Origin of the sequence: Pararhodonellum marinum (genome assembly GCF_015354735.1) — a bacterium.
In the GTDB taxonomy this organism is placed as follows: domain Bacteria; phylum Bacteroidota; class Bacteroidia; order Cytophagales; family Cyclobacteriaceae; genus Pararhodonellum; species Pararhodonellum marinum.
In genome coordinates this window covers 108,287-125,481 of the sequence record NZ_JACEFJ010000013.1, presented here as the reverse complement: position 1 = coordinate 125,481, position 17,195 = coordinate 108,287, and the positions used below count along the sequence as shown (strand labels likewise).

Annotated in this window: 17 protein-coding genes; 5 read left to right on the top strand and 12 right to left on the bottom strand. The window is 41.2% G+C overall.

The window, feature by feature from the left end:
• Window positions 1-83: 83 nt before the first annotated feature.
• Both H1A14_RS19470 and H1A14_RS19465 read right to left on the bottom strand, forming a co-directional pair.
• A complete protein-coding gene (locus tag H1A14_RS19470) occupies window positions 84-1,277 on the bottom strand; it encodes a class I SAM-dependent methyltransferase (RefSeq protein ID WP_317174911.1) in 1,194 nt (397 codons plus the stop codon).
• Complete coding sequence (locus H1A14_RS19465; protein ID WP_194777966.1) at window positions 1,278-2,267, bottom strand: aspartate-semialdehyde dehydrogenase; 990 nt, start codon at window positions 2,265-2,267, stop codon at window positions 1,278-1,280.
• Window positions 2,268-2,307: 40 nt separating this feature from the next.
• Between H1A14_RS19465 and H1A14_RS19460 the strand changes: the two genes are divergently transcribed.
• Window positions 2,308-5,649: a lamin tail domain-containing protein gene (locus H1A14_RS19460; RefSeq protein WP_194777965.1), complete on the top strand. Its 3,342-nt coding sequence runs from the start codon at window positions 2,308-2,310 to the stop codon at window positions 5,647-5,649.
• A 75-nt stretch (window positions 5,650-5,724) separates the two neighbouring features.
• A complete protein-coding gene (locus H1A14_RS19455; RefSeq protein ID WP_194777964.1) occupies window positions 5,725-5,880 on the top strand; it encodes a hypothetical protein in 156 nt (51 codons plus the stop codon).
• Between the two features lie 30 nt (window positions 5,881-5,910).
• Here the strand turns inward: H1A14_RS19455 and H1A14_RS19450 are convergent, their stop codons facing one another.
• Window positions 5,911-6,996: an isoaspartyl peptidase/L-asparaginase family protein gene (locus tag H1A14_RS19450; protein WP_194777963.1), complete on the bottom strand. Its 1,086-nt coding sequence runs from the start codon at window positions 6,994-6,996 to the stop codon at window positions 5,911-5,913.
• A gap of 198 nt (window positions 6,997-7,194) precedes the next feature.
• Between H1A14_RS19450 and H1A14_RS19445 the strand changes: the two genes are divergently transcribed.
• The 3 genes from H1A14_RS19445 (at window position 7,195) to H1A14_RS19435 (ending at window position 9,399) form a co-directional block, all read left to right on the top strand.
• Window positions 7,195-7,578: a TraR/DksA family transcriptional regulator gene (locus H1A14_RS19445; protein ID WP_194777962.1), complete on the top strand. Its 384-nt coding sequence runs from the start codon at window positions 7,195-7,197 to the stop codon at window positions 7,576-7,578.
• Window positions 7,579-7,580: 2 nt separating this feature from the next.
• Window positions 7,581-8,141, top strand: coding sequence for an SMC-Scp complex subunit ScpB (gene scpB / locus H1A14_RS19440; RefSeq protein ID WP_194777961.1), 561 nt, complete (start codon window positions 7,581-7,583; stop codon window positions 8,139-8,141).
• A 142-nt stretch (window positions 8,142-8,283) separates the two neighbouring features.
• Window positions 8,284-9,399 (top strand): pseudouridine synthase, encoded by a 1,116-nt coding sequence (locus H1A14_RS19435; protein WP_194777960.1) that lies wholly within the window; start codon window positions 8,284-8,286, stop codon window positions 9,397-9,399.
• A gap of 89 nt (window positions 9,400-9,488) precedes the next feature.
• On the opposite strand, the gene H1A14_RS19430 is transcribed toward H1A14_RS19435, so the two are convergent.
• The 9 genes from H1A14_RS19430 to kduI form a co-directional block, all read right to left on the bottom strand.
• Complete coding sequence (locus H1A14_RS19430) at window positions 9,489-10,079, bottom strand: hypothetical protein (RefSeq protein ID WP_194777959.1); 591 nt, start codon at window positions 10,077-10,079, stop codon at window positions 9,489-9,491.
• A 440-nt stretch (window positions 10,080-10,519) separates the two neighbouring features.
• Window positions 10,520-11,002: a DUF4252 domain-containing protein gene (locus H1A14_RS19425; RefSeq protein ID WP_194777958.1), complete on the bottom strand. Its 483-nt coding sequence runs from the start codon at window positions 11,000-11,002 to the stop codon at window positions 10,520-10,522.
• A 34-nt stretch (window positions 11,003-11,036) separates the two neighbouring features.
• Entirely contained in the window at window positions 11,037-11,576 is a 540-nt protein-coding gene (locus H1A14_RS19420; protein WP_194777957.1) for a DUF4252 domain-containing protein, read from the bottom strand.
• 10 nt (window positions 11,577-11,586) lie between these two features.
• Window positions 11,587-12,009, bottom strand: coding sequence for a hypothetical protein (locus tag H1A14_RS19415; RefSeq protein ID WP_194777956.1), 423 nt, complete (start codon window positions 12,007-12,009; stop codon window positions 11,587-11,589).
• Complete coding sequence (locus H1A14_RS19410) at window positions 11,999-12,490, bottom strand: RNA polymerase sigma factor (protein WP_194777955.1); 492 nt, start codon at window positions 12,488-12,490, stop codon at window positions 11,999-12,001. Before H1A14_RS19410 ends, H1A14_RS19415 begins: the two co-directional genes overlap by 11 nt.
• Window positions 12,491-12,744: 254 nt before the next feature.
• Complete coding sequence (locus tag H1A14_RS19405) at window positions 12,745-14,154, bottom strand: tagaturonate reductase (protein ID WP_194777954.1); 1,410 nt, start codon at window positions 14,152-14,154, stop codon at window positions 12,745-12,747.
• Window positions 14,155-14,304: 150 nt separating this feature from the next.
• The gene (locus tag H1A14_RS19400) at window positions 14,305-15,351 is read right to left on the bottom strand and encodes a LacI family DNA-binding transcriptional regulator (protein WP_194777953.1); all 1,047 of its coding nucleotides are present in this window, start codon (window positions 15,349-15,351) and stop codon (window positions 14,305-14,307) included.
• On the bottom strand, window positions 15,348-16,133 hold the full coding sequence (locus H1A14_RS19395) for a gluconate 5-dehydrogenase (RefSeq protein WP_194777952.1): 786 nt from the start codon (window positions 16,131-16,133) through the stop codon (window positions 15,348-15,350). Before H1A14_RS19395 ends, H1A14_RS19400 begins: the two co-directional genes overlap by 4 nt.
• Before the next feature lie 2 nt (window positions 16,134-16,135).
• A complete protein-coding gene (gene kduI, locus H1A14_RS19390) occupies window positions 16,136-16,972 on the bottom strand; it encodes a 5-dehydro-4-deoxy-D-glucuronate isomerase (RefSeq protein ID WP_194777951.1) in 837 nt (278 codons plus the stop codon).
• Window positions 16,973-17,195 lie beyond the last annotated feature (223 nt).

The following is a 17,195-nucleotide window of genomic DNA, read 5'->3' as shown; positions in this document are numbered from 1 at the left end:
GTGCCAAAAGCAAGGGCAGTTGATGAGGTTGTAAATGGATTTCTGATTTTAACTTATAAAAGTCGATTTTCTCCAACCTAAAACTACCCAAGCCTTTCACACCAAAACACCTGATTTCCATTGGGTCCCTTACAGGCAATTAAATAGTCCTCACCACCGTCTCTTAATTTGTATTGTTTTTTGAAAGCGGATGCATCCAATGGATGGTTTCGACTGATGACGTTGACAAGACCTTTAGGAATAAGTTTTTTTAGCTCCTTGGAGGGGTTTTTTATTTCCTGTTTGATTTTAAAAATCCTTCCCTGTAAATTCTTAGGTTGAGAAGAACTGGTGTATAGGTGGGTGTTGGGATGGAGCTTTCCCAAAGCATAACGCTGAGCAAAAGCCTTGAAAGCTCCTGCTTTAAGTATGGCTGCATTGGGCTCGATTAGGTAGTTGGAAGCCGGAGTATATGGAATCTCAAGGGCTTCCTCTTCTTCAAAATCAAAAGTAAAAAGTGTTTCTTCCCCTGATTTTAAGTTGATGCAGGAAATGGATGGGACAGGTACATTTCCCCCTTTTTTCCATATCAAAACAACTTCCTTTACTTCATTGCCAAGGGCTATTACCCATACTTGTTGAATGTCTGGAAGTAACCTGATAGCGCTTTTGAGGTCTATGATAGGGGAAGTCTTGATCATAACCATCTTGGATTTCAGCATCAGCTGCTGCCAGAGGGAGACCACATTGGGCTCGCAATCCTCCAATTTGTATAGTTTTTGATTGAATTTTCCTCTTCTTGCTGGATCCAAATATATGAGGTCGAAGTTGAATGGGGTTTTTTCAATAAACTCCCCCGCTTCTGCATGGACTACCTCAATTTTTCCAGGGATCAACATTTCAAAATTATGGAGAGCGATCTGACACAACTCTTTGTCCCGTTCTACATAGATGGCTTTTTGAAAATTCCGACTTAAGAAATAGGCGTCTATACCAAATCCACCGGTAAGGTCCAACAGGTGATCTCCTTGGACAAATTGGCTTTTGTAAATGGCAGTGGCCTCGGAAGAGGCTTGTTCCATAGACAAGGAGTTTGGAAACAATAGTTGTTTATGGGCTGCCCATGAGGGGATCTTGTGTCGTGATTTTTGCCGGGCTGAAATCTGTTGAATCGCAAATTTCAGATCAAAACTAGTTTTGCCTCCATATTTTAAAAGCAAAAGTGCAGGATCTTCCTCAAGATGATCCTGCACAAATTTGACTAATTCCTCGGTATATATAGTACCTAATTCACTCACTTAGACCATGCTGTGTTCTGCCAGATAGGAAGCGATTTGAACTGCATTTGTGGCCGCTCCCTTGCGGAGGTTGTCAGCCACGATCCACATGTTCAAAGTATTGGGTTGGGATTCATCCCTTCTGAGTCTACCTACAAATACCTCATCCCTTTTGTGTGCATTCAAGGGCATGGGATATACATTGTTCGCCGGATCATCCTGTACGATCACGCCGGGAGCTTCTGCCAGCAAGCTACGTACTTCATCCAAATCGAAATCTCTTTTAAATTCCACATTGACAGATTCTGAATGTCCTCCTATAACGGGGATTCGTACCGTAGTAGCGGTCACCTGAATGCTGTCATCACCAAAAATCTTTTTGGTTTCATTGATCATTTTCATTTCCTCCTTGGTGTATCCGTTTTCTTGGAACACATCAATGTGTGGAAGTACATTCAGATCTATTTTATGGGGATACACTTTTTCCCCTTCTTGTCCGGCCCTTTCTGCCATCATTTGGTCGACAGCAGCTTTTCCGGTACCCGTGACAGACTGATAAGTAGAAACTACAATTCTTTTGATGCCATATTTTTCCCTCAAAGGAGCCAAGGCCAATACCATTTGGATCGTTGAACAGTTTGGGTTGGCGATGATGCGGTCATCAATCCTCAAAGTTTTGGCATTGATTTCTGGTACAATCAGTTTTTTGGTTGGGTCCATTCTCCAGGCCGAGGAATTGTCAATGACGATGGTTCCTACTCCAGCAAAAATGGGTGCCCATTCCTTAGAGGTATCTCCTCCGGCAGAAAAAATGGCCACATCCGGTTTTTTGGTAACGGCCTCTCTCAGATCGATGACTGTATATTCTTTGTTTTTGAACGTTATTTTTTTACCTGCAGACCTTTCACTGGCCACTAAAAACAATTCCTCAATAGGAAACTGATGCTCTTCCAGCACCTCAAGAATTTCTGATCCTACCAAACCGGTAGCTCCTACTACAGCTAATTTCATTTTTTCCTTTTTTTAAACTAATTAATTATTATATTAGAGCATGAAAACCTTGTGCTGTGTATGGGGTTTCGTTGCTTTTTCCATACTAGGTTATGCTTTTTTAAAAGAAACCGAAACTTTTATCAGTCATCAGGATTTTGAAAGCAATTTTGAAATCGTCAATCATCCTGATGAATTTTTGCCCGGGTGGTCAGCGAATGAAGTACATGCTTCAGGTTCCAGGGTCTTTCAGGCTTTTGGCGAAGGTACGGCTCAATCCAATGCCCTTGGAATTCAAGTTATTGGTTCCTTTAATGCCGAAATTTACATCAAAACCACCACATTAGGATCAGAAAATCTTAAAATAACGTTCTCGGCTAGAACAAAACGCAATGGAACTGGCAACAGGCCGGTATATTTATTCCTTTCTTTCGCCCATTCACCAAATGAACCCTTCCAAAACCGGGTTCAGATTGGAGATAAACTCACCTTTCCCAATGTTGATTCAGAATTTCAGTTTTATGAAAGCCTTATCCCCTCAGACTTTACAGACAAAGAGGAAATAACCATCAAATTGGAAGCGATTTACGGGGCGGGAACAGGAAGTGCTGCCCGTTTATTTTTGGATGATTTTAAAGTGAAAATCAATCAAGAGGTAAACGTTTCGGATGTCAGGTTGATCAACCCCAACCAAATTCAATTGTCTTTGGACAGGCCAGTGCATAAGGTATCGGTAGATCAAATCTTATCAAGTGATTTTAAAATTAGCCAGGTGGAAAAAATCACGGATCGTATTTTTCTGTTAAGTGCCTCCGAACAAATTAAAACCAAGGTATTGACTTTTTCCGTCAATGATATTGAAGATCCCAATCAAAACCCACTTTTTGATTTGGAAGTAAATCTTGATAATACCTTAATGGGATTGGGAAAAGTATTTTTCCTCAATCAAGACACTGTCCAATTGAGTTTTTCCCATTACTTGGATCCCGCATTTTCTCTTCCACCTGACCATTACAGGATCTTAGGAACAACGCCAAAGTCAGTTGAATTGATGGAAAGGCAATATCAACTTCAAATTATTCCACAGCATGGTTTTGCATTGGGAAATGAGGTTACTGTGGATGTTTTAGTGGCAAAAAACGAACAAGGGCTAAGGGTAGAAAACCTGACAGAAACCCTGATTTACTCGGATGGTATTGAAACGATTTACATGCCTGAAAGTGACCGTATTTTGTTGGTTCATGAGCACGCCCTTTCTCCTGAATTCTTGGTGGGCTCAGGTTTTAGTGTCAGGGATGAGGAAGGCATACTTTCACCTTCTCTCCAGGAAAACGATGCGTCGGTTTTGGAGCTGAAATTGAGTAAACCGCTTCAAGAAGACCGATTTTATGACTTGACCGTACCCATTCGCAGAGATATAAATGGATTCCTGTTGTCTGGATCTACCCGTCAAATCATCGCAGACTTCACTCCCCCACAAATTCAACAATTGAGTTTTGTTTCTTCCAATGAAATCCTAATTTCCTTTTCAGAGGATTTGGATCCTTTTCTCAAATTAATCCCTTCCCACTACCGGATCGAGGGCCAAATTCCAGAAGAAGTCTCTAGCGGTGATGCGTCCAATCAGGTACGATTAAAACTCTCATTTGACCTCATTCACGGGCAAGTCTATGAATTGAGAGTAGAATCAATTGAAGACCTAAACAGAAATGTCATTGTGCCCACAAGTTTGGATTTTACTTTTAGTGATCCAAGTCATGTTTCTTTCAAATCTATCATCATCAATGAGGTGATGCCCGCACCAAGGGCAGAGAATCCACTTCCCAATTCGGAGTACATTGAACTGTACCATCCAGGTACTGAGGTAATCAATTTAGGAGGAATCAGGTTGGCCAATTCAAGGAGCGAAACCACATTGCCCCAATACCTTTTGGCCCCCAAAACATATGTCCTTTTGACACCTGCCAATCAGGCCGATAATTTTAAACCATTTGGTGAAGTGATTGGATTGACTTCTTGGCCGACCCTTTTAAATGGGGGGGATGAGGTAAAACTGTTGGGGGTTAACGGCTCGGTAATTGACAGTTTGAGTTACGACAATGGCACTTATGGGGGAGCGGCACAGGCAGGAGTTGGGATGAGTTTAGAAATCATCAATCCCTACCTGCCCTGTAATGCTTTTGGTAACCTCAAGCCTAGCACTTCTCCAAAACTGGGTACGCCAGGAAGCATCAATGCCATTTTTGATGAAAGTCCCGACTTGACGAAACCCCAGCTTTTGAAGGCCATGGCCACATCGCCTCACTTGCTGAATGTAGTGTTCTCCAAGGCACTTGGTCCAGAGGCAGAAGAAGTAGACTTTGACATTCGACCATCTTTAAGTGTTTCCAATGTTCAATGGGACCCTATGCATCCGGCAGAAATCAAGATCCTTTTTGATCAGCCCATTCAAGCACAAACGCTTTATGAAATCAGTGCGGTGGGTCTCAGGGACTGCGTAGGGAATGCCATAAATCCAGAACAAAAGTCAGCGACTTTTATGCTGCCGTCTCCCGCTGAAAGAGGTGATGTTGTCTTGAATGAAGTGCTTTTCAATCCCCGGACCGGAGCCCCAAAATTTGTGGAAATCTACAACCGTTCCCACAAAGCGATCAACCTGAAGAACTGGAAACTGGCCAATTTTACCAACGAAATGATCAGTAACAGACGGTTGGTTTTTACCGAGGATTATATCCTTTCACCCTACGAATATCTGGTATTTACGACAGATTCCCAGCAACTAAAATTGGAATATCCTAAAGGAAACAAGGAAGCCTTCGTGGAATTGAGCGGACTGCCCAGCTATCCCATCCGGGAGGGGTCTGTCATCTGGCTTGATCCGGAGGAAAACTTGATGGAAAAGTTTGAGTACCATGAAAGCATGCACCACCCTATCGTTCGGGATCCTAAAGGGGTGTCATTGGAAAGGATCAGCTATGAAGGAGAGGTCAATAATCCCCACCACTGGCATTCAGCTTCAGCTACGGTGGGTTATGCAAGCCCAGGTTTCAAAAATTCCCAAAAAATCACTCCTGGGCAGGTGACGGAAGAAATGATCTTGATCTCTCCGAAAGTATTTGTACCGGATGCACCTGGAGAACAGAATTTCACCTCCATCCAATATGAGGTGCCTCAATCCGGCTTGGTGGCTACTGTAAGGATATACAGCGTCACTGGGCAGCTGATCAAAGACATTGCCCAGAATGATGTTTGGGGCAATAAGGGGATGTACACCTGGAATGGAACGGATCTAAGTCATAAAAGGGTTAGACCAGGATATTATATCGTTTGGGTAGAATATATTGATATAAACTTAGGCAGCACAGCGGTTATCAAAAAGACTGTGGTGGTTGGAGTTAAATAATATTTTTAATTAACTGCTTTTAATTACCATAAAATTTTATTAACTTCCATTTCACTTATATTCTCCCTAGTAACAATGAACAAAGACCTAATCACCCAGATTCTTCAGGAATACTTTGTCTCCAAAGGAAAGAGCCTGAAAGTCATTCACCGCTATCTCCGGGTCAAATACCGGATGCACATTGAATTGGCCTTATTGGAAAAAAGAGTTCAATCCTTATTGGTACCATAAAAAAGGGCTGATTTTCAGCCCTTTTTACTATCACAGTTTTTCATCTTCATCTTTATAAATAAAGGTTTTTCCTTTACCTTTCTCATACATGTAGCCCCTGTACATGCCTTCAGAGTTGAAAGGCATTGCGATGTTACCGTATTTGTCTATGGCAATGATGCCGCCTTCTCCTTCAATTTCCACCAACTGCTTCATGACTACATCATCTGCCGCGTCTTTGAGAGACTTATCCAGATACTTCATCTGAGCGGCAATTTCATGTCCCACGACGGTCCGAATAAAATACTCCCCGTGACCAGTTGCAGACACCGCACAGGTAGCGTTGTCGGCATAGGTTCCTGCCCCTATTATTGGAACATCACCTACCCGTCCATATCTTTTGTTGGTCATGCCTCCGGTGGACGTGGCTGCTGCTACATTTCCTTCCATGTCCACGGCCACCGCTCCAACTGTTCCAAATTTCCGATCTTTAAAATAGGGATCCTGTAATTCCAGTTCGAGTTGGGAAGAGTGATCGAGTTGCTGCTTTTCGGTATCGATGATTTTAAGCAATTGCTCATATCGCTGCTCATCTCTAAAATAAGCAGGATCTACGATTTCCAGGTTTTGTTCCATGGCAAATTTTTCGGCGCCACCACCTACCATGAAAACATGCGGGGAATTGTTCATCACTGCATGGGCCAAAGTGATGGGGTTTTTGACATTGGTGATGCTTGCCACAGCCCCGGCATTTTTGCTTGCTCCTTCCATGATGGCCGCATCCAGTTCGTTTTTGCCTTCATTGGTAAAGACTGCCCCATGGCCTGCATTGAAAAATGGACTGTCTTCCATCACTTTTACCGCAGCGATGACAGCATCGGTAGAACTTCCCCCTTTTTCCAAAACAGCATAACCTGCTTCCAAGGATTCCTGTAATTTTTCCCGGTAAGCTTTTTCCCTTTCAGGGGTCATGTTTTCTCTTTTGATGGTTCCTGCGCCGCCATGAATGGCCAAGCCTATTTTTGGATTTTCAGGTGGTAAATCATTATTTTCAGCGCTTTTTGCAGAATTTTCAGCACAGCTGATTACCAATAAAAATAATAGGCTGATTAAGAAGAAATGGGTAATTTTTTTCATGATTTTAAAATTTTATTTAATCTATACCGGCTTAATTTCCGTTAAATAGAATATTCAATTACAAAGGAAGCAATTTAAATTATTCTGTAACAGATAAAGCAGGATTCAAATTTTTGATTTTAAATTGCTAAATGTATTTTAGGGGACTTTTTGAACGGTCTACGACAGTTTTCAAAGCCAAATCTAACCAAAAATGTTATGAGCACTGAAGAAAAAACATCTTATTCGAGAGAGGAACTCAAGGAATTTGAGGATTTGATCTTACAAAAATTGGCCGTGGCCAAAGAGGAACTGACTTCCTTGAAGGAATCATTGAGCAAAAGAAATGACAGTGGGACCGATAATACCGCTTCCACCTCAAAACTTTTGGAAGACGGAGCGGATACGCTTGAAAGGGAAAGCTTAAGTCAACTCGCGGCAAGACAACAGAAATTCATCATCAATCTTGAAAACGCTTTGGTCAGGATTAAGAATGGAACTTATGGTGTCTGTGTGGATACGGGAAAATTGATAGCCAAAGAAAGGCTGAAGGCAGTTCCGCATACGATGCATTCTATTGAAGCCAAATTGGCCAAGAAATAATTTTGGACTTTTTGCACAAACATATTGAGGCCCTAATTTTCTGCTCACCGTCTCCATTGGGAATTGAAGAGATCCAAAAATGCCTGATGGAGATGTTTGAGTCTGAAGTACCAAAAGACCACATCGCTGAAGCTCTTGTTCAACTTCAGGAAAAGTACCTGCACGAAGATTTTTCTTTTGCACTGGAATCCGTTGCCGGTGGGTTTCAGTTTCTGACCAAGCCTGCTTATCAGAGCAGCATTTCAATTTTGCTTAAACAGCAATCCCAAAAACGGCTTTCTACTGCACAAATGGAAACGCTCGCTATCGTTGCGTATAAACAACCGATTACCAAATCCACTTTAGAACAAATTCGAGGGGTAAACTGTGATTATTCAATCCAAAAATTGTTGGAAAAGGAGCTTATTCGCATCACAGGAAAGTCTGAAGGAGTAGGAAGACCCTTGCTATATGGAACAAGTGAGCGGTTTATGGAATATTTTGGCATCAATGAGCTGAAAGACCTTCCCCAACCCAAAGATTTTGCCAGCCAGGAAAATCAGATCGGAGAAGAAAGAGATTGAATTTACTGTCACCCTGCCGGGGTTTATTTTTGATCTTTGTATTTTATCACTAATTTTTTCCTTATCTTTGCAACCCCTTAAAATCAGGTAGTTAAGCGGTTTAAGGGATAGATAACAAATACAGCAGAGATGTTGCAAGACAATGAAAAACAAAAAAGACGACAATCAAAAATCCTGGAAAAAAGATTACGGAAGTGAGAAAAAACCTGGGTTTAAATCAAATAAGTATTCAGGAAAAAAAGACGCTTCTGAGCGTCCCCATGATCCTGGATTTTCGCCACTGAAAAAATTCAAGAGGGCAGATGAAGAACCCTGTCAAAGCAAACCAATTCCAGAAGCAAGTAAATCAGTTTACAAAGGCAGAGGAAAAGATCAGAAACCGGTGTATGCACCTCTAGATCCTAAAGATTCCAAACAAGGTACCAAAAAACCCTTCAAATCAGGCTTTAAAAAACCAACAGGTAAAGGCATAAGGGGGGAACAGCTTGAAAGACCTGAATATAATTTTAAAAAAATTGAAAAGCAGGCGGAAAAGACACCTGTAGCGGATGAAATTAGGCTAAACAAATACATCGCCAATTCAGGCATCTGTTCTAGACGGGAAGCCGATAAATTGATCGAGAAAGGGGAAATAAAAGTCAATGGTGAAGTAATCACCTCATTGGGGCACAAGGTCCTTAGGAAAGACCGGGTGACTTACAAAGGAAGCGCCATCAATCCGGAGAAACCCGTTTACCTCCTGATGAACAAGCCGAAGGATTTCATCACTACCACAGATGATCCCCTAGAGCGGAAGACGGTCATGGATTTGATCAAAAATGCCTGTGAGGAAAGGGTGTTTCCAGTCGGAAGACTCGACAGAAATACCACAGGGTTGTTGTTGTTTACCAATGATGGAGAATTAGCGGCAAAGCTGTCCCATCCTTCCAACAAGATAAAGAAGATCTATCAGGTTACCTTGGACAAACCCTTGAACAAAAATGATGAAATCAAGATTTTGGAGGAGGGACTGACCTTGGAAGATGGACCCGTAAAAGTAGACGACATGCAGGTGCTGTCAAAGGATAGGACCATACTGGGACTCGAAATTCATGTGGGTAAAAATAGGATCGTCCGCAGAATATTTGCCCATCTAGGCTATGACGTAGTGGCACTAGACAGGGTGGTTTATGCAGGATTGACTAAGAAGGACATCAAAAGAGGATCCTTTAGGTTTTTGTCCGAAATGGAAGTAGTCAATCTCAAATATTTCAAATAAAAAAAAGAGGCCTTCAAAGGCCTCTTTCTATTTTTTCATACTTGATTGTGTTTTCCCAAATTTGCCACAACCTTTCATGGGCCAGGTGGCTACCTAGCCGAAAGATATTGGTCAAATCCCTGATCGTTGCTGACTTGGAAGACGATGTTGCCCATTTGTCGGATTCCCTGTATGGTATACAGTTTTTGGACTCCTTTTACATCTTCTACCACTTCCTGATGGATAAGCTCATTTTTGTCGTAGATTCTGATGATCAGATTGGATGCAGCTACGGCGTTCACCACTAGCTTAAACTTCCTGTCTCCTACCATTTCCACTTTTGAATAAACCACAGGTTCCTCTTTAGCAGGTCTCATGTCTAGGTCATAGGTTTCCATCAAACCATTGTTGTTTTTAACCTCTACATGATATAGTCCGGGTTTTAAATATTCCATATTATAGTTCTTCGAGAATGGGTTTTCCATCTGAATCCTATCTTTGACGAGCGTTTTGTTGTCTTGATCTGTAATTTTTACATAGACTGGACCGTTAGGAACTTCTCTGTAAACCAGTTTAACATTGCCAGGTTTTACCTGCTGCAATACTACCGAATCTTCGTGCGCTGATTGCTCAACGCCAGTGTGGGCGAGGGAATTTCCTGAAATCCCCATTGCCACCAATAATGCCATAATTAATCTCATAATAAAAACTGTTAATAGGTTTTTTAAATTTGTTAAACTCCTATACTGATTCGGAAAACCAGCATAGCTTTTTTGATAAGTTGAGCTTAATTATTTTGGGCGGGGAAAAAATCAAGTATGATTTTGACTCAAATGTAAAACATCAAATATTAAATTCCAAATAATTTAATAAAATATCATTTTTGATAACGATATGGTAACAAATATAAACTATTGTTAACAAATCTATAAATGAAATTAAAATTGGTCGCAAACGATATCAAGAACATTAAACCGATGGTTTCTGATCAAAATTCTGTAATAAAATTTCAAAAAATCAAATTGTAATTATGTTTTTCCTCTTAAAATATTACATAAAAATAAAATAGTACAAGCCTCCGAAATTAGAGGCTTGTACCCATTTTTTAACTGGAATAAAAAATATTCATGTGGGTTTTAGGTTAATAACCCACTTTGTTTCCCGCCTCCTCCAAGGCTTGTGGATCAAATTTACCGGTCAATTCCACTACCATATAATCACCTTCTTTTCCATTGATCAATAGAATCAGATCACTGATGGAACTGCTTCCTTTACTGTACAGCATAATTCCATTGCTCTTTTCAGTCATTTCCATCATCAAGTCAAATTTTTCTTTTTGAAGTCCTTTTTGCAGAGCCTGAAAATCAGCTTTGGCTGCTTGACCTCCGTATGGCAACTTGAACAGTCTAACCTTGTCAACGGAACTGGTCAAGTGATCCAGATTGGCTTCATCCAGTTTGAGGTCGAAACCTTTCGCAAAATTCATGAAATTCCCTGCCAAGTCCAGGTGGAAGAAATTTTCATTGGCTTTGTGTTTGTTATAAAGTTCAGCCACACTTTTGCTTTGGGCATGTGCCATAATTCCTATGGTCATCAGTAGCCCAAATAATATTATCTTTTTCATTTTCATTTTGGTTTATGAGTTTTCAAGGTTTGGATTATTTTTTCTTTTGGCCTGATTGGTATTCTTTCATTCCGGGGATGCTGGTATTTTCTGCTAAGATATTTAGGTCCTGGTAGGTAAAGTTCCCGAGCATACTTAAAAGGGTGAAGTTTCCCTCAGAACCAGTGAGCATGAGCAATTCCTTGACCATGCCATTTTCCTCTCTCACCATAAACTTCACATCAGATCCCTTGTCATGTATGTCCATCAGGTCTTCATATTGATTTTTGTTTAGGGTAGCCATGGCTTCTTTGAACAATTTTTGTCCCTGAACATTTTCACCGGTCAGGATGCGGATGCCTCTTACTTTGGCTATCAATTCCCCAAGGTCTTTTTCATCTTTGTTCAGCTGGCTTTCCACTGCATTGGATTTCAAAAACCCACCGGCCATCTGCATCATTTTAGGACTGATAAATACCCTGGAGAAGCGGTCATCTTCCATGTATTTGGAAAAGAAACGTACTATGGCATCATCCTGTGCCTGTAATCCTGAAGCAAGCATCAGGAATAGGAAGATCATCATGTATTTTTTCATGGCTTTTTTTTTATTCTTTTAAGTCAAAAATCTCGTGAGAGGTATTGAGGTATCGAAACGAGCTGATAGGTTCCAATTGACCTGTGCCTTTTTGCATGTTTTGCTGAATCAGTGAAAGGGCCTGCATCACCTGTTCGTAGGCCTCTGCTTCCGTTTGTTTTTCTTGGTTCTGAAAGACCAGGAAGCTTGCGGCCAAGAAGAGTAAGACAGCCGCCGCGGATTGCCAAATGGGCCGGAGCCAAACAGGCTTGTTTTTTGGTGCGGGCAAAGGGGCTGGCTCAATTTGGGAAAGAGTTGCCAAGTCTTCGAAGAACAATCGTTCCGAAGGAAAGTCGGAGGATTTTGAAATCAAAGACCTAAGTTCCTGCTCCTCTTCCAGGCTGCTTTCTCCTGCCCAATACTTGTCTAGAAGTGCTTCTATTTTATCTTTCATTGATTTTTTGTCTTAATTGATCGCGTAGGGATTTCCTTGCCCTGAATAAATTTACCTTTACCTGATCCACTGAGATGTCCATATACTGGGCGATTTCCTCATAGGTCAATCCTTCTACTTCCCGCAATTGAAATATCTCCTGTTGTTTTTCCGGTAAGCTTTCAAGAAAATGAAATACCCTTTTTATGGTATCTTCATGGTTGTTTTCATGGTCCTGTGGCATGTAGCCAGCTTCTAGATGATCCAGATTTTCGAACCGTTTGCTTTGCCTAAAATGCTGCAAGCTTTCATTCCTGAGACTTTTGACCATCCATCCTGTGGGGTTTTCCATGTTTTGAAGTTCCACCCTTAGCTTCCATGCTTTTTCATATACATTTTGCAACAAGTCCTGTGCAACATCCCTGTCTTTCACCCACAGGAAGGCCATCCGGTATAGTTTGTTTTTCAATGGCCATATGTGGGATTCAAAAAAGGATTGCATGTATGTAGGTGATGCAGTTGTAATACAAATGTTACAGATCAAGGTAAAAAAAATCCTTGGGTATTTTGAAAAAATGATTTTACCGAATGATAACTATTTAAGTAACATATAGGATGCGGTAAAAATGCCTCCCGTTTGCCAAAGAATAAAAATTTCTGATGATGAAAACGATCGAGAAGAATCAAAAATCATTAATAGCCATCCATTGCTTGGTTGGCTAGTGGGTTTTTGGATTCAAAAAAAAGAAGTGATCCTTACAACTGCAGGATTTTGGAGATTTGAAAGGAAATCTTTTCGACCAGCCCAGGATGGGAACTGAGATCCTCTTCCCATAGATCAGTGTTACCCAAGATTTTCTCCACCATCTCTTGTGTGTTGGGTATTTTCCATGCCTCTTGGAAGAAAATTAGGATTTCCTCACCATCCTTTAAGGGAATTGCTTCATTGTTGAGGTCAATGCCTCTGTAGAACACCAGTAAGGCAGCCATTGAGGCGGTAAGTTTTTCCGGCCAAGCGCCTTCTTTGTCATGATATACCAAAAGTGAAGGCAAAACCCTTACTTTGAATTTTGAGATGGAATTTAAGGCGATGGAAATCAATTCATGCCGGATAAATGGATTTCGAAATCGATCCATCACATCAGAAGCAAAAGACTCCAAGTCCTCTTTGGGCAAATCCAGTGTTGGGATTATTTCTTCAAAAACAGCCTTACGGATGAAATCACCGGCCCATACATCTTCGACACTTTCTCTGACCGTGCGGAGACCACGTAGGTAAGCTATGGGGACCAAACAGGTATGTGCCCCATTGAGGATACGGACTTTTCTGGTTCTGTATGGAGCTTGGTCTTTGACAAATTTCACTTGTAGGCCGGCGCTTTCTACGGGAAATTCCTCTTGGACCGTATCGGGACCTTCGATTACCCACAGGTGGAAAGGTTCAGCCATTACGACTAAATTGTCCTCAAAGCCGAGTTCATTTTGAATCTTGCCTATTTTATCTTTGGGAAATCCAGGTACGATTCGGTCTACCAAAGTATTGCAAAAAATATTATGTTCCTCTATCCATTTTCCAAAAGCTTCCGGAAGCTCAAAAACCTCGGCATACTGTAAAATGCAGGTTTTTAGTTTTTCCCCGTTTTTATCTATCAGTTCACAGGGGATGTGGATCATTCCTTTTTCCGGGCTCCCTTTGAAATGTATAAATCGATGGTATAGCAAAGCCGTCAGCTTGCCAGGAAACTGCTGGGGTAAGTAGTTCATCTCATTGTCATCCGCATCGAAAGCAATGCCTGCCTCTGTGGTATTCGAGATCATCCACCTCAGATCTGGGTTTTCAGCCAGTTTGAGAAAATCATTATAATCTTCATAAGGATTCATTACCGATCTGAGGCAGGTTATAAGGCGACTTTCCTCACTTATTTCCCCATTTAGTAAACCTTCCAACCTGACATGGTACAGTCCATCCTGTTGGTTGATAAGCTTTCCCAATCCCTCAGATATGGGTTGAACCACTTGAATATCCCCATTAAATTCAGTTTTTTCATTCATCACGTCGATGATCCAATCCACAAAGCCTCGGAGGAAATTCCCTTCTCCGAACTGAATGATTTTTATGGGACGCTCCTGTATTTTGGTGACGGTGGTTCTGTTGAGGGCTTGCATAAATTAATGAATTACCCTTCAACGAAGGATAGAAGGATGAAGATTGGTTTATTAAGATATAATCAACCAATTTCAGAATTTATTGTTCTTTTTCCATGCTTATGGTAAAAAAGTTAAAAAAATTTCAATCCAATCCGCTCAGAAAATGGCCTAAATTGCTTTAGGTTCCGGGATACATTTTAATGAAGATCCCCTTATGATTAGTTCTGGAGCAAGCACTGTTTTTTGGGGGATAAAGTTTGACTTGTCTGTTTTTAGCTCATCAAAGAATGCTTCAGCTGTAATCTTGCCCATGGTGATGCTCATCTGATCAACTGAGGTCAAAGGAGGATCTGTATAGGCAGTAAACGGTTCATTGCTAAAACCGACCAAAGCGACTTCCTCCGGTATTTTGATTTTGTGTTCTTTTAGAACCTGCATGGCGCCCATTGCGCCAAAATCACTGGATGAAAATACAGCATCAGGCCGTACTTTTAACCGGAGCAATTTTTCCATACTGATTCTGCCATCTTCTAGCTGAAGGTCACCTTCAATGATCAATTTATGGTCAATGGGGATATTGGCATCTCTTAAGGCATCCAAATACCCCCTCATTCTGTCCGTATAAATGCTGATTTTACTCACACTTGTAAAATGTGCAATTCTTTTGCAGCCTTGATCCAGCAGGTGTTTAACGGCTTGGTAAGCTCCCCTGTAATCGTCGATGACAACTTGGCTTACCTTGAGATCCTGGTTTCCTCTGTCAAATAAGATCAAAGGAATTTTCTTGTCTATAATTCTTTGATAATGATCAAAGGTGAATGTTTGTTTACCTGTGGAGGCAACAATTCCATCCACTCTTGCACTCAGCAATGCATCAATGGTCTCTATTTCTTTTTCCGGATCATCATAAGATTGGCAAATGATAACTTTATAATCCAGGGAGTTTGCTATTTCTTCTACCCCTCTCACTACAGATGAAAAAAAAGCTCTGTTGGCAGTAGGTATAATGACACCGATCAATCTACTTTTCCCACTTCTTAATGCAGATGCAATGTGATTGGGTTGATAGTTGAGTTGTTTGGCCATTTTATGGACAGCCTTTTTGGTCAGATCACTTATCCTGGGGTGGTCATTTAAAGCCCGAGAAACCGTAGAAGCTGTGATGTTCAGCTTTTCCGCGATATCATGAATGGTAATTCTTCCGCTTTTGATCATGATTCCCGTGGTTTACCGATTGTGGCAAGGATGCCTCCATCAACATAAATAATCTGTCCATTGATAAAATCACTTGCCTTACTGGCTAGAAAAACAGTAGTTCCAGCTAAATCCTGTGGATCACCCCATTTCCCCGCAGGTGTCCTTTGTATGATGAAATCATTCAAAGGGTGCCCATCAATTCTTATGGGTGCAGTCTGATCAGTGGCAAAATATCCCGGGCCTATACCATTGACCTGGATGTTGTATTTGGCCCATTCAGTCGCAAGGTTTCGGGTCAGCATTTTAAGCCCACCTTTGGCAGCTGCATAGGCGGAAACGGTATCTCTGCCGAGCTCGCTCATCATGGAACAGATGTTGATGATTTTTCCACCGCCGTTGGTTACCATGCTCTTGGCGACCCTTTTGGACAGGATAAATGGAGCCACCAGATCGACATCTATGACTTTTCTAAAATCAGCTGGTGCCATTTCCAGTGCAGGGACCCGCATGATCATGCCTGCATTATTGATTAAAATATGGATAAGGCCATGGGTTTTTTCAATTTTCGTGATGTTTTCCTCCACAGCCTCTTCATCCGTTACATCAAAGATATACCCATGGGCTTTTAAGCCCATCTCTGCATAGGCCTTAATGGCTGAATCCATTTTGGAAGGTGTATGACCATTGATGATCAATGTGGCTCCATATTGCGCCAAGGCTGTGGCCATGGCCATTCCAAGGCCATGGGTGGCGCCTGTGACCAAGGCAACTTTTCCGCTTAAATCGAAAAGATTGTCCATTGTTATTTTAAGGCTATTGGGTCAACGACATCCATGTCTCCATAATCCAGGTTTTCTCCCGCCATGCCCCAAATAAAGGTATAGTTCGAAGTTCCTGCTCCACTATGAATGGACCAAGGGGGTGAAATCACTGCCTGATGGGAATGTACCCAAATGTGACGTGTCTCTTCGGGTTGTCCCATGAAATGACAGACTGTTTGGTCTTCAGCAAGATCAAAGTAAAAATACGCCTCCATCCGGCGGTCATGGGTATGAGCCGGCATGGTATTCCAGACCGAACCGGATTTTAATTCTGTCATGCCCATCTGGAGCTGGCAGGTTTTGACAACGGAATTCACCAATAGTTTATATATGATTCTGTGGTTAGAATTTTCCAAACTGCCCAATTCAACAATTTCAGCCTCCTTTTTGCCTACTTTTGTCGTGGGATAGGCATGATGGGCAGGTGCGGAATTGAAATACAATCGGGTTTGACCCTTATTTGTTCCTTTAAAATAAACCTTTTTTACCCCTTTTCCAATGTAAAGGGCTTCTTTTGGAAGCAAAGTATACTTTTCTTCATCTGCAATAACCTCAGCCTCATGCTCTCCGACATTAATCAGTCCAATTTCTCTCCTTTCTAAAAATGACGCACTCTTCAATTGATCGAAGGTGGTCAGTTCGACCGTCTTTTCTGAGAGTTGAATTCCGCCTATGATCAATCGATCTTCATGGGTATAGACCATGTTGATCTCATTAGGCTCAAATAGGTTTTGGATCAAAAAATGATCTCTTAATTTTTGGGTGTCATACCTTTTCACATCTTGCGGATGGGAAGCGTATCGGGTATAGTATTTCATAAATTTATGTAAACGGTTGCACAAATATATAATAATTTGAACTTTATGCCAATTAAAAAATCGAAATATCTTCAAGTCAATAGGCTATATAACACAATATAAAACTATAATGGGATGAATTAACGAATTTAAAATTTATTTGATGTAAAATTTTTGAAATTAAATTAAACCATTATATTTGTACAATCGATTGCACAAAAATTTTCAATTAGACAATTTACCC

What these genes read in the sequence shown, in the direction of transcription:
- H1A14_RS19400 (WP_194777953.1), bottom strand. Translation starts at nt 15,351, where the DNA reads ATGATCAAAAGCGGAAGAATTACCATTCATGATATCGCGGAAAAGCTG.
- H1A14_RS19450 (WP_194777963.1), bottom strand. Translation starts at nt 6,996, where the DNA reads ATGAAAAAAATTACCCATTTCTTCTTAATCAGCCTATTATTTTTATTG.
- H1A14_RS19410 (WP_194777955.1), bottom strand. Translation starts at nt 12,490, where the DNA reads ATGCAATCCTTTTTTGAATCCCACATATGGCCATTGAAAAACAAACTA.
- H1A14_RS19430 (WP_194777959.1), bottom strand. Translation starts at nt 10,079, where the DNA reads ATGAGATTAATTATGGCATTATTGGTGGCAATGGGGATTTCAGGAAAT.
- H1A14_RS19465 (WP_194777966.1), bottom strand. Translation starts at nt 2,267, where the DNA reads ATGAAATTAGCTGTAGTAGGAGCTACCGGTTTGGTAGGATCAGAAATT.
- H1A14_RS19405 (WP_194777954.1), bottom strand. Translation starts at nt 14,154, where the DNA reads ATGCAAGCCCTCAACAGAACCACCGTCACCAAAATACAGGAGCGTCCC.
- H1A14_RS19415 (WP_194777956.1), bottom strand. Translation starts at nt 12,009, where the DNA reads ATGAAAGATAAAATAGAAGCACTTCTAGACAAGTATTGGGCAGGAGAA.
- H1A14_RS19455 (WP_194777964.1), top strand. Translation starts at nt 5,725, where the DNA reads ATGAACAAAGACCTAATCACCCAGATTCTTCAGGAATACTTTGTCTCC.
- kduI (WP_194777951.1), bottom strand. Translation starts at nt 16,972, where the DNA reads ATGAAATACTATACCCGATACGCTTCCCATCCGCAAGATGTGAAAAGG.
- H1A14_RS19445 (WP_194777962.1), top strand. Translation starts at nt 7,195, where the DNA reads ATGAGCACTGAAGAAAAAACATCTTATTCGAGAGAGGAACTCAAGGAA.
- H1A14_RS19395 (WP_194777952.1), bottom strand. Translation starts at nt 16,133, where the DNA reads ATGGACAATCTTTTCGATTTAAGCGGAAAAGTTGCCTTGGTCACAGGC.
- H1A14_RS19435 (WP_194777960.1), top strand. Translation starts at nt 8,284, where the DNA reads ATGAAAAACAAAAAAGACGACAATCAAAAATCCTGGAAAAAAGATTAC.
- H1A14_RS19460 (WP_194777965.1), top strand. Translation starts at nt 2,308, where the DNA reads ATGAAAACCTTGTGCTGTGTATGGGGTTTCGTTGCTTTTTCCATACTA.
- H1A14_RS19420 (WP_194777957.1), bottom strand. Translation starts at nt 11,576, where the DNA reads ATGAAAAAATACATGATGATCTTCCTATTCCTGATGCTTGCTTCAGGA.
- H1A14_RS19425 (WP_194777958.1), bottom strand. Translation starts at nt 11,002, where the DNA reads ATGAAAAAGATAATATTATTTGGGCTACTGATGACCATAGGAATTATG.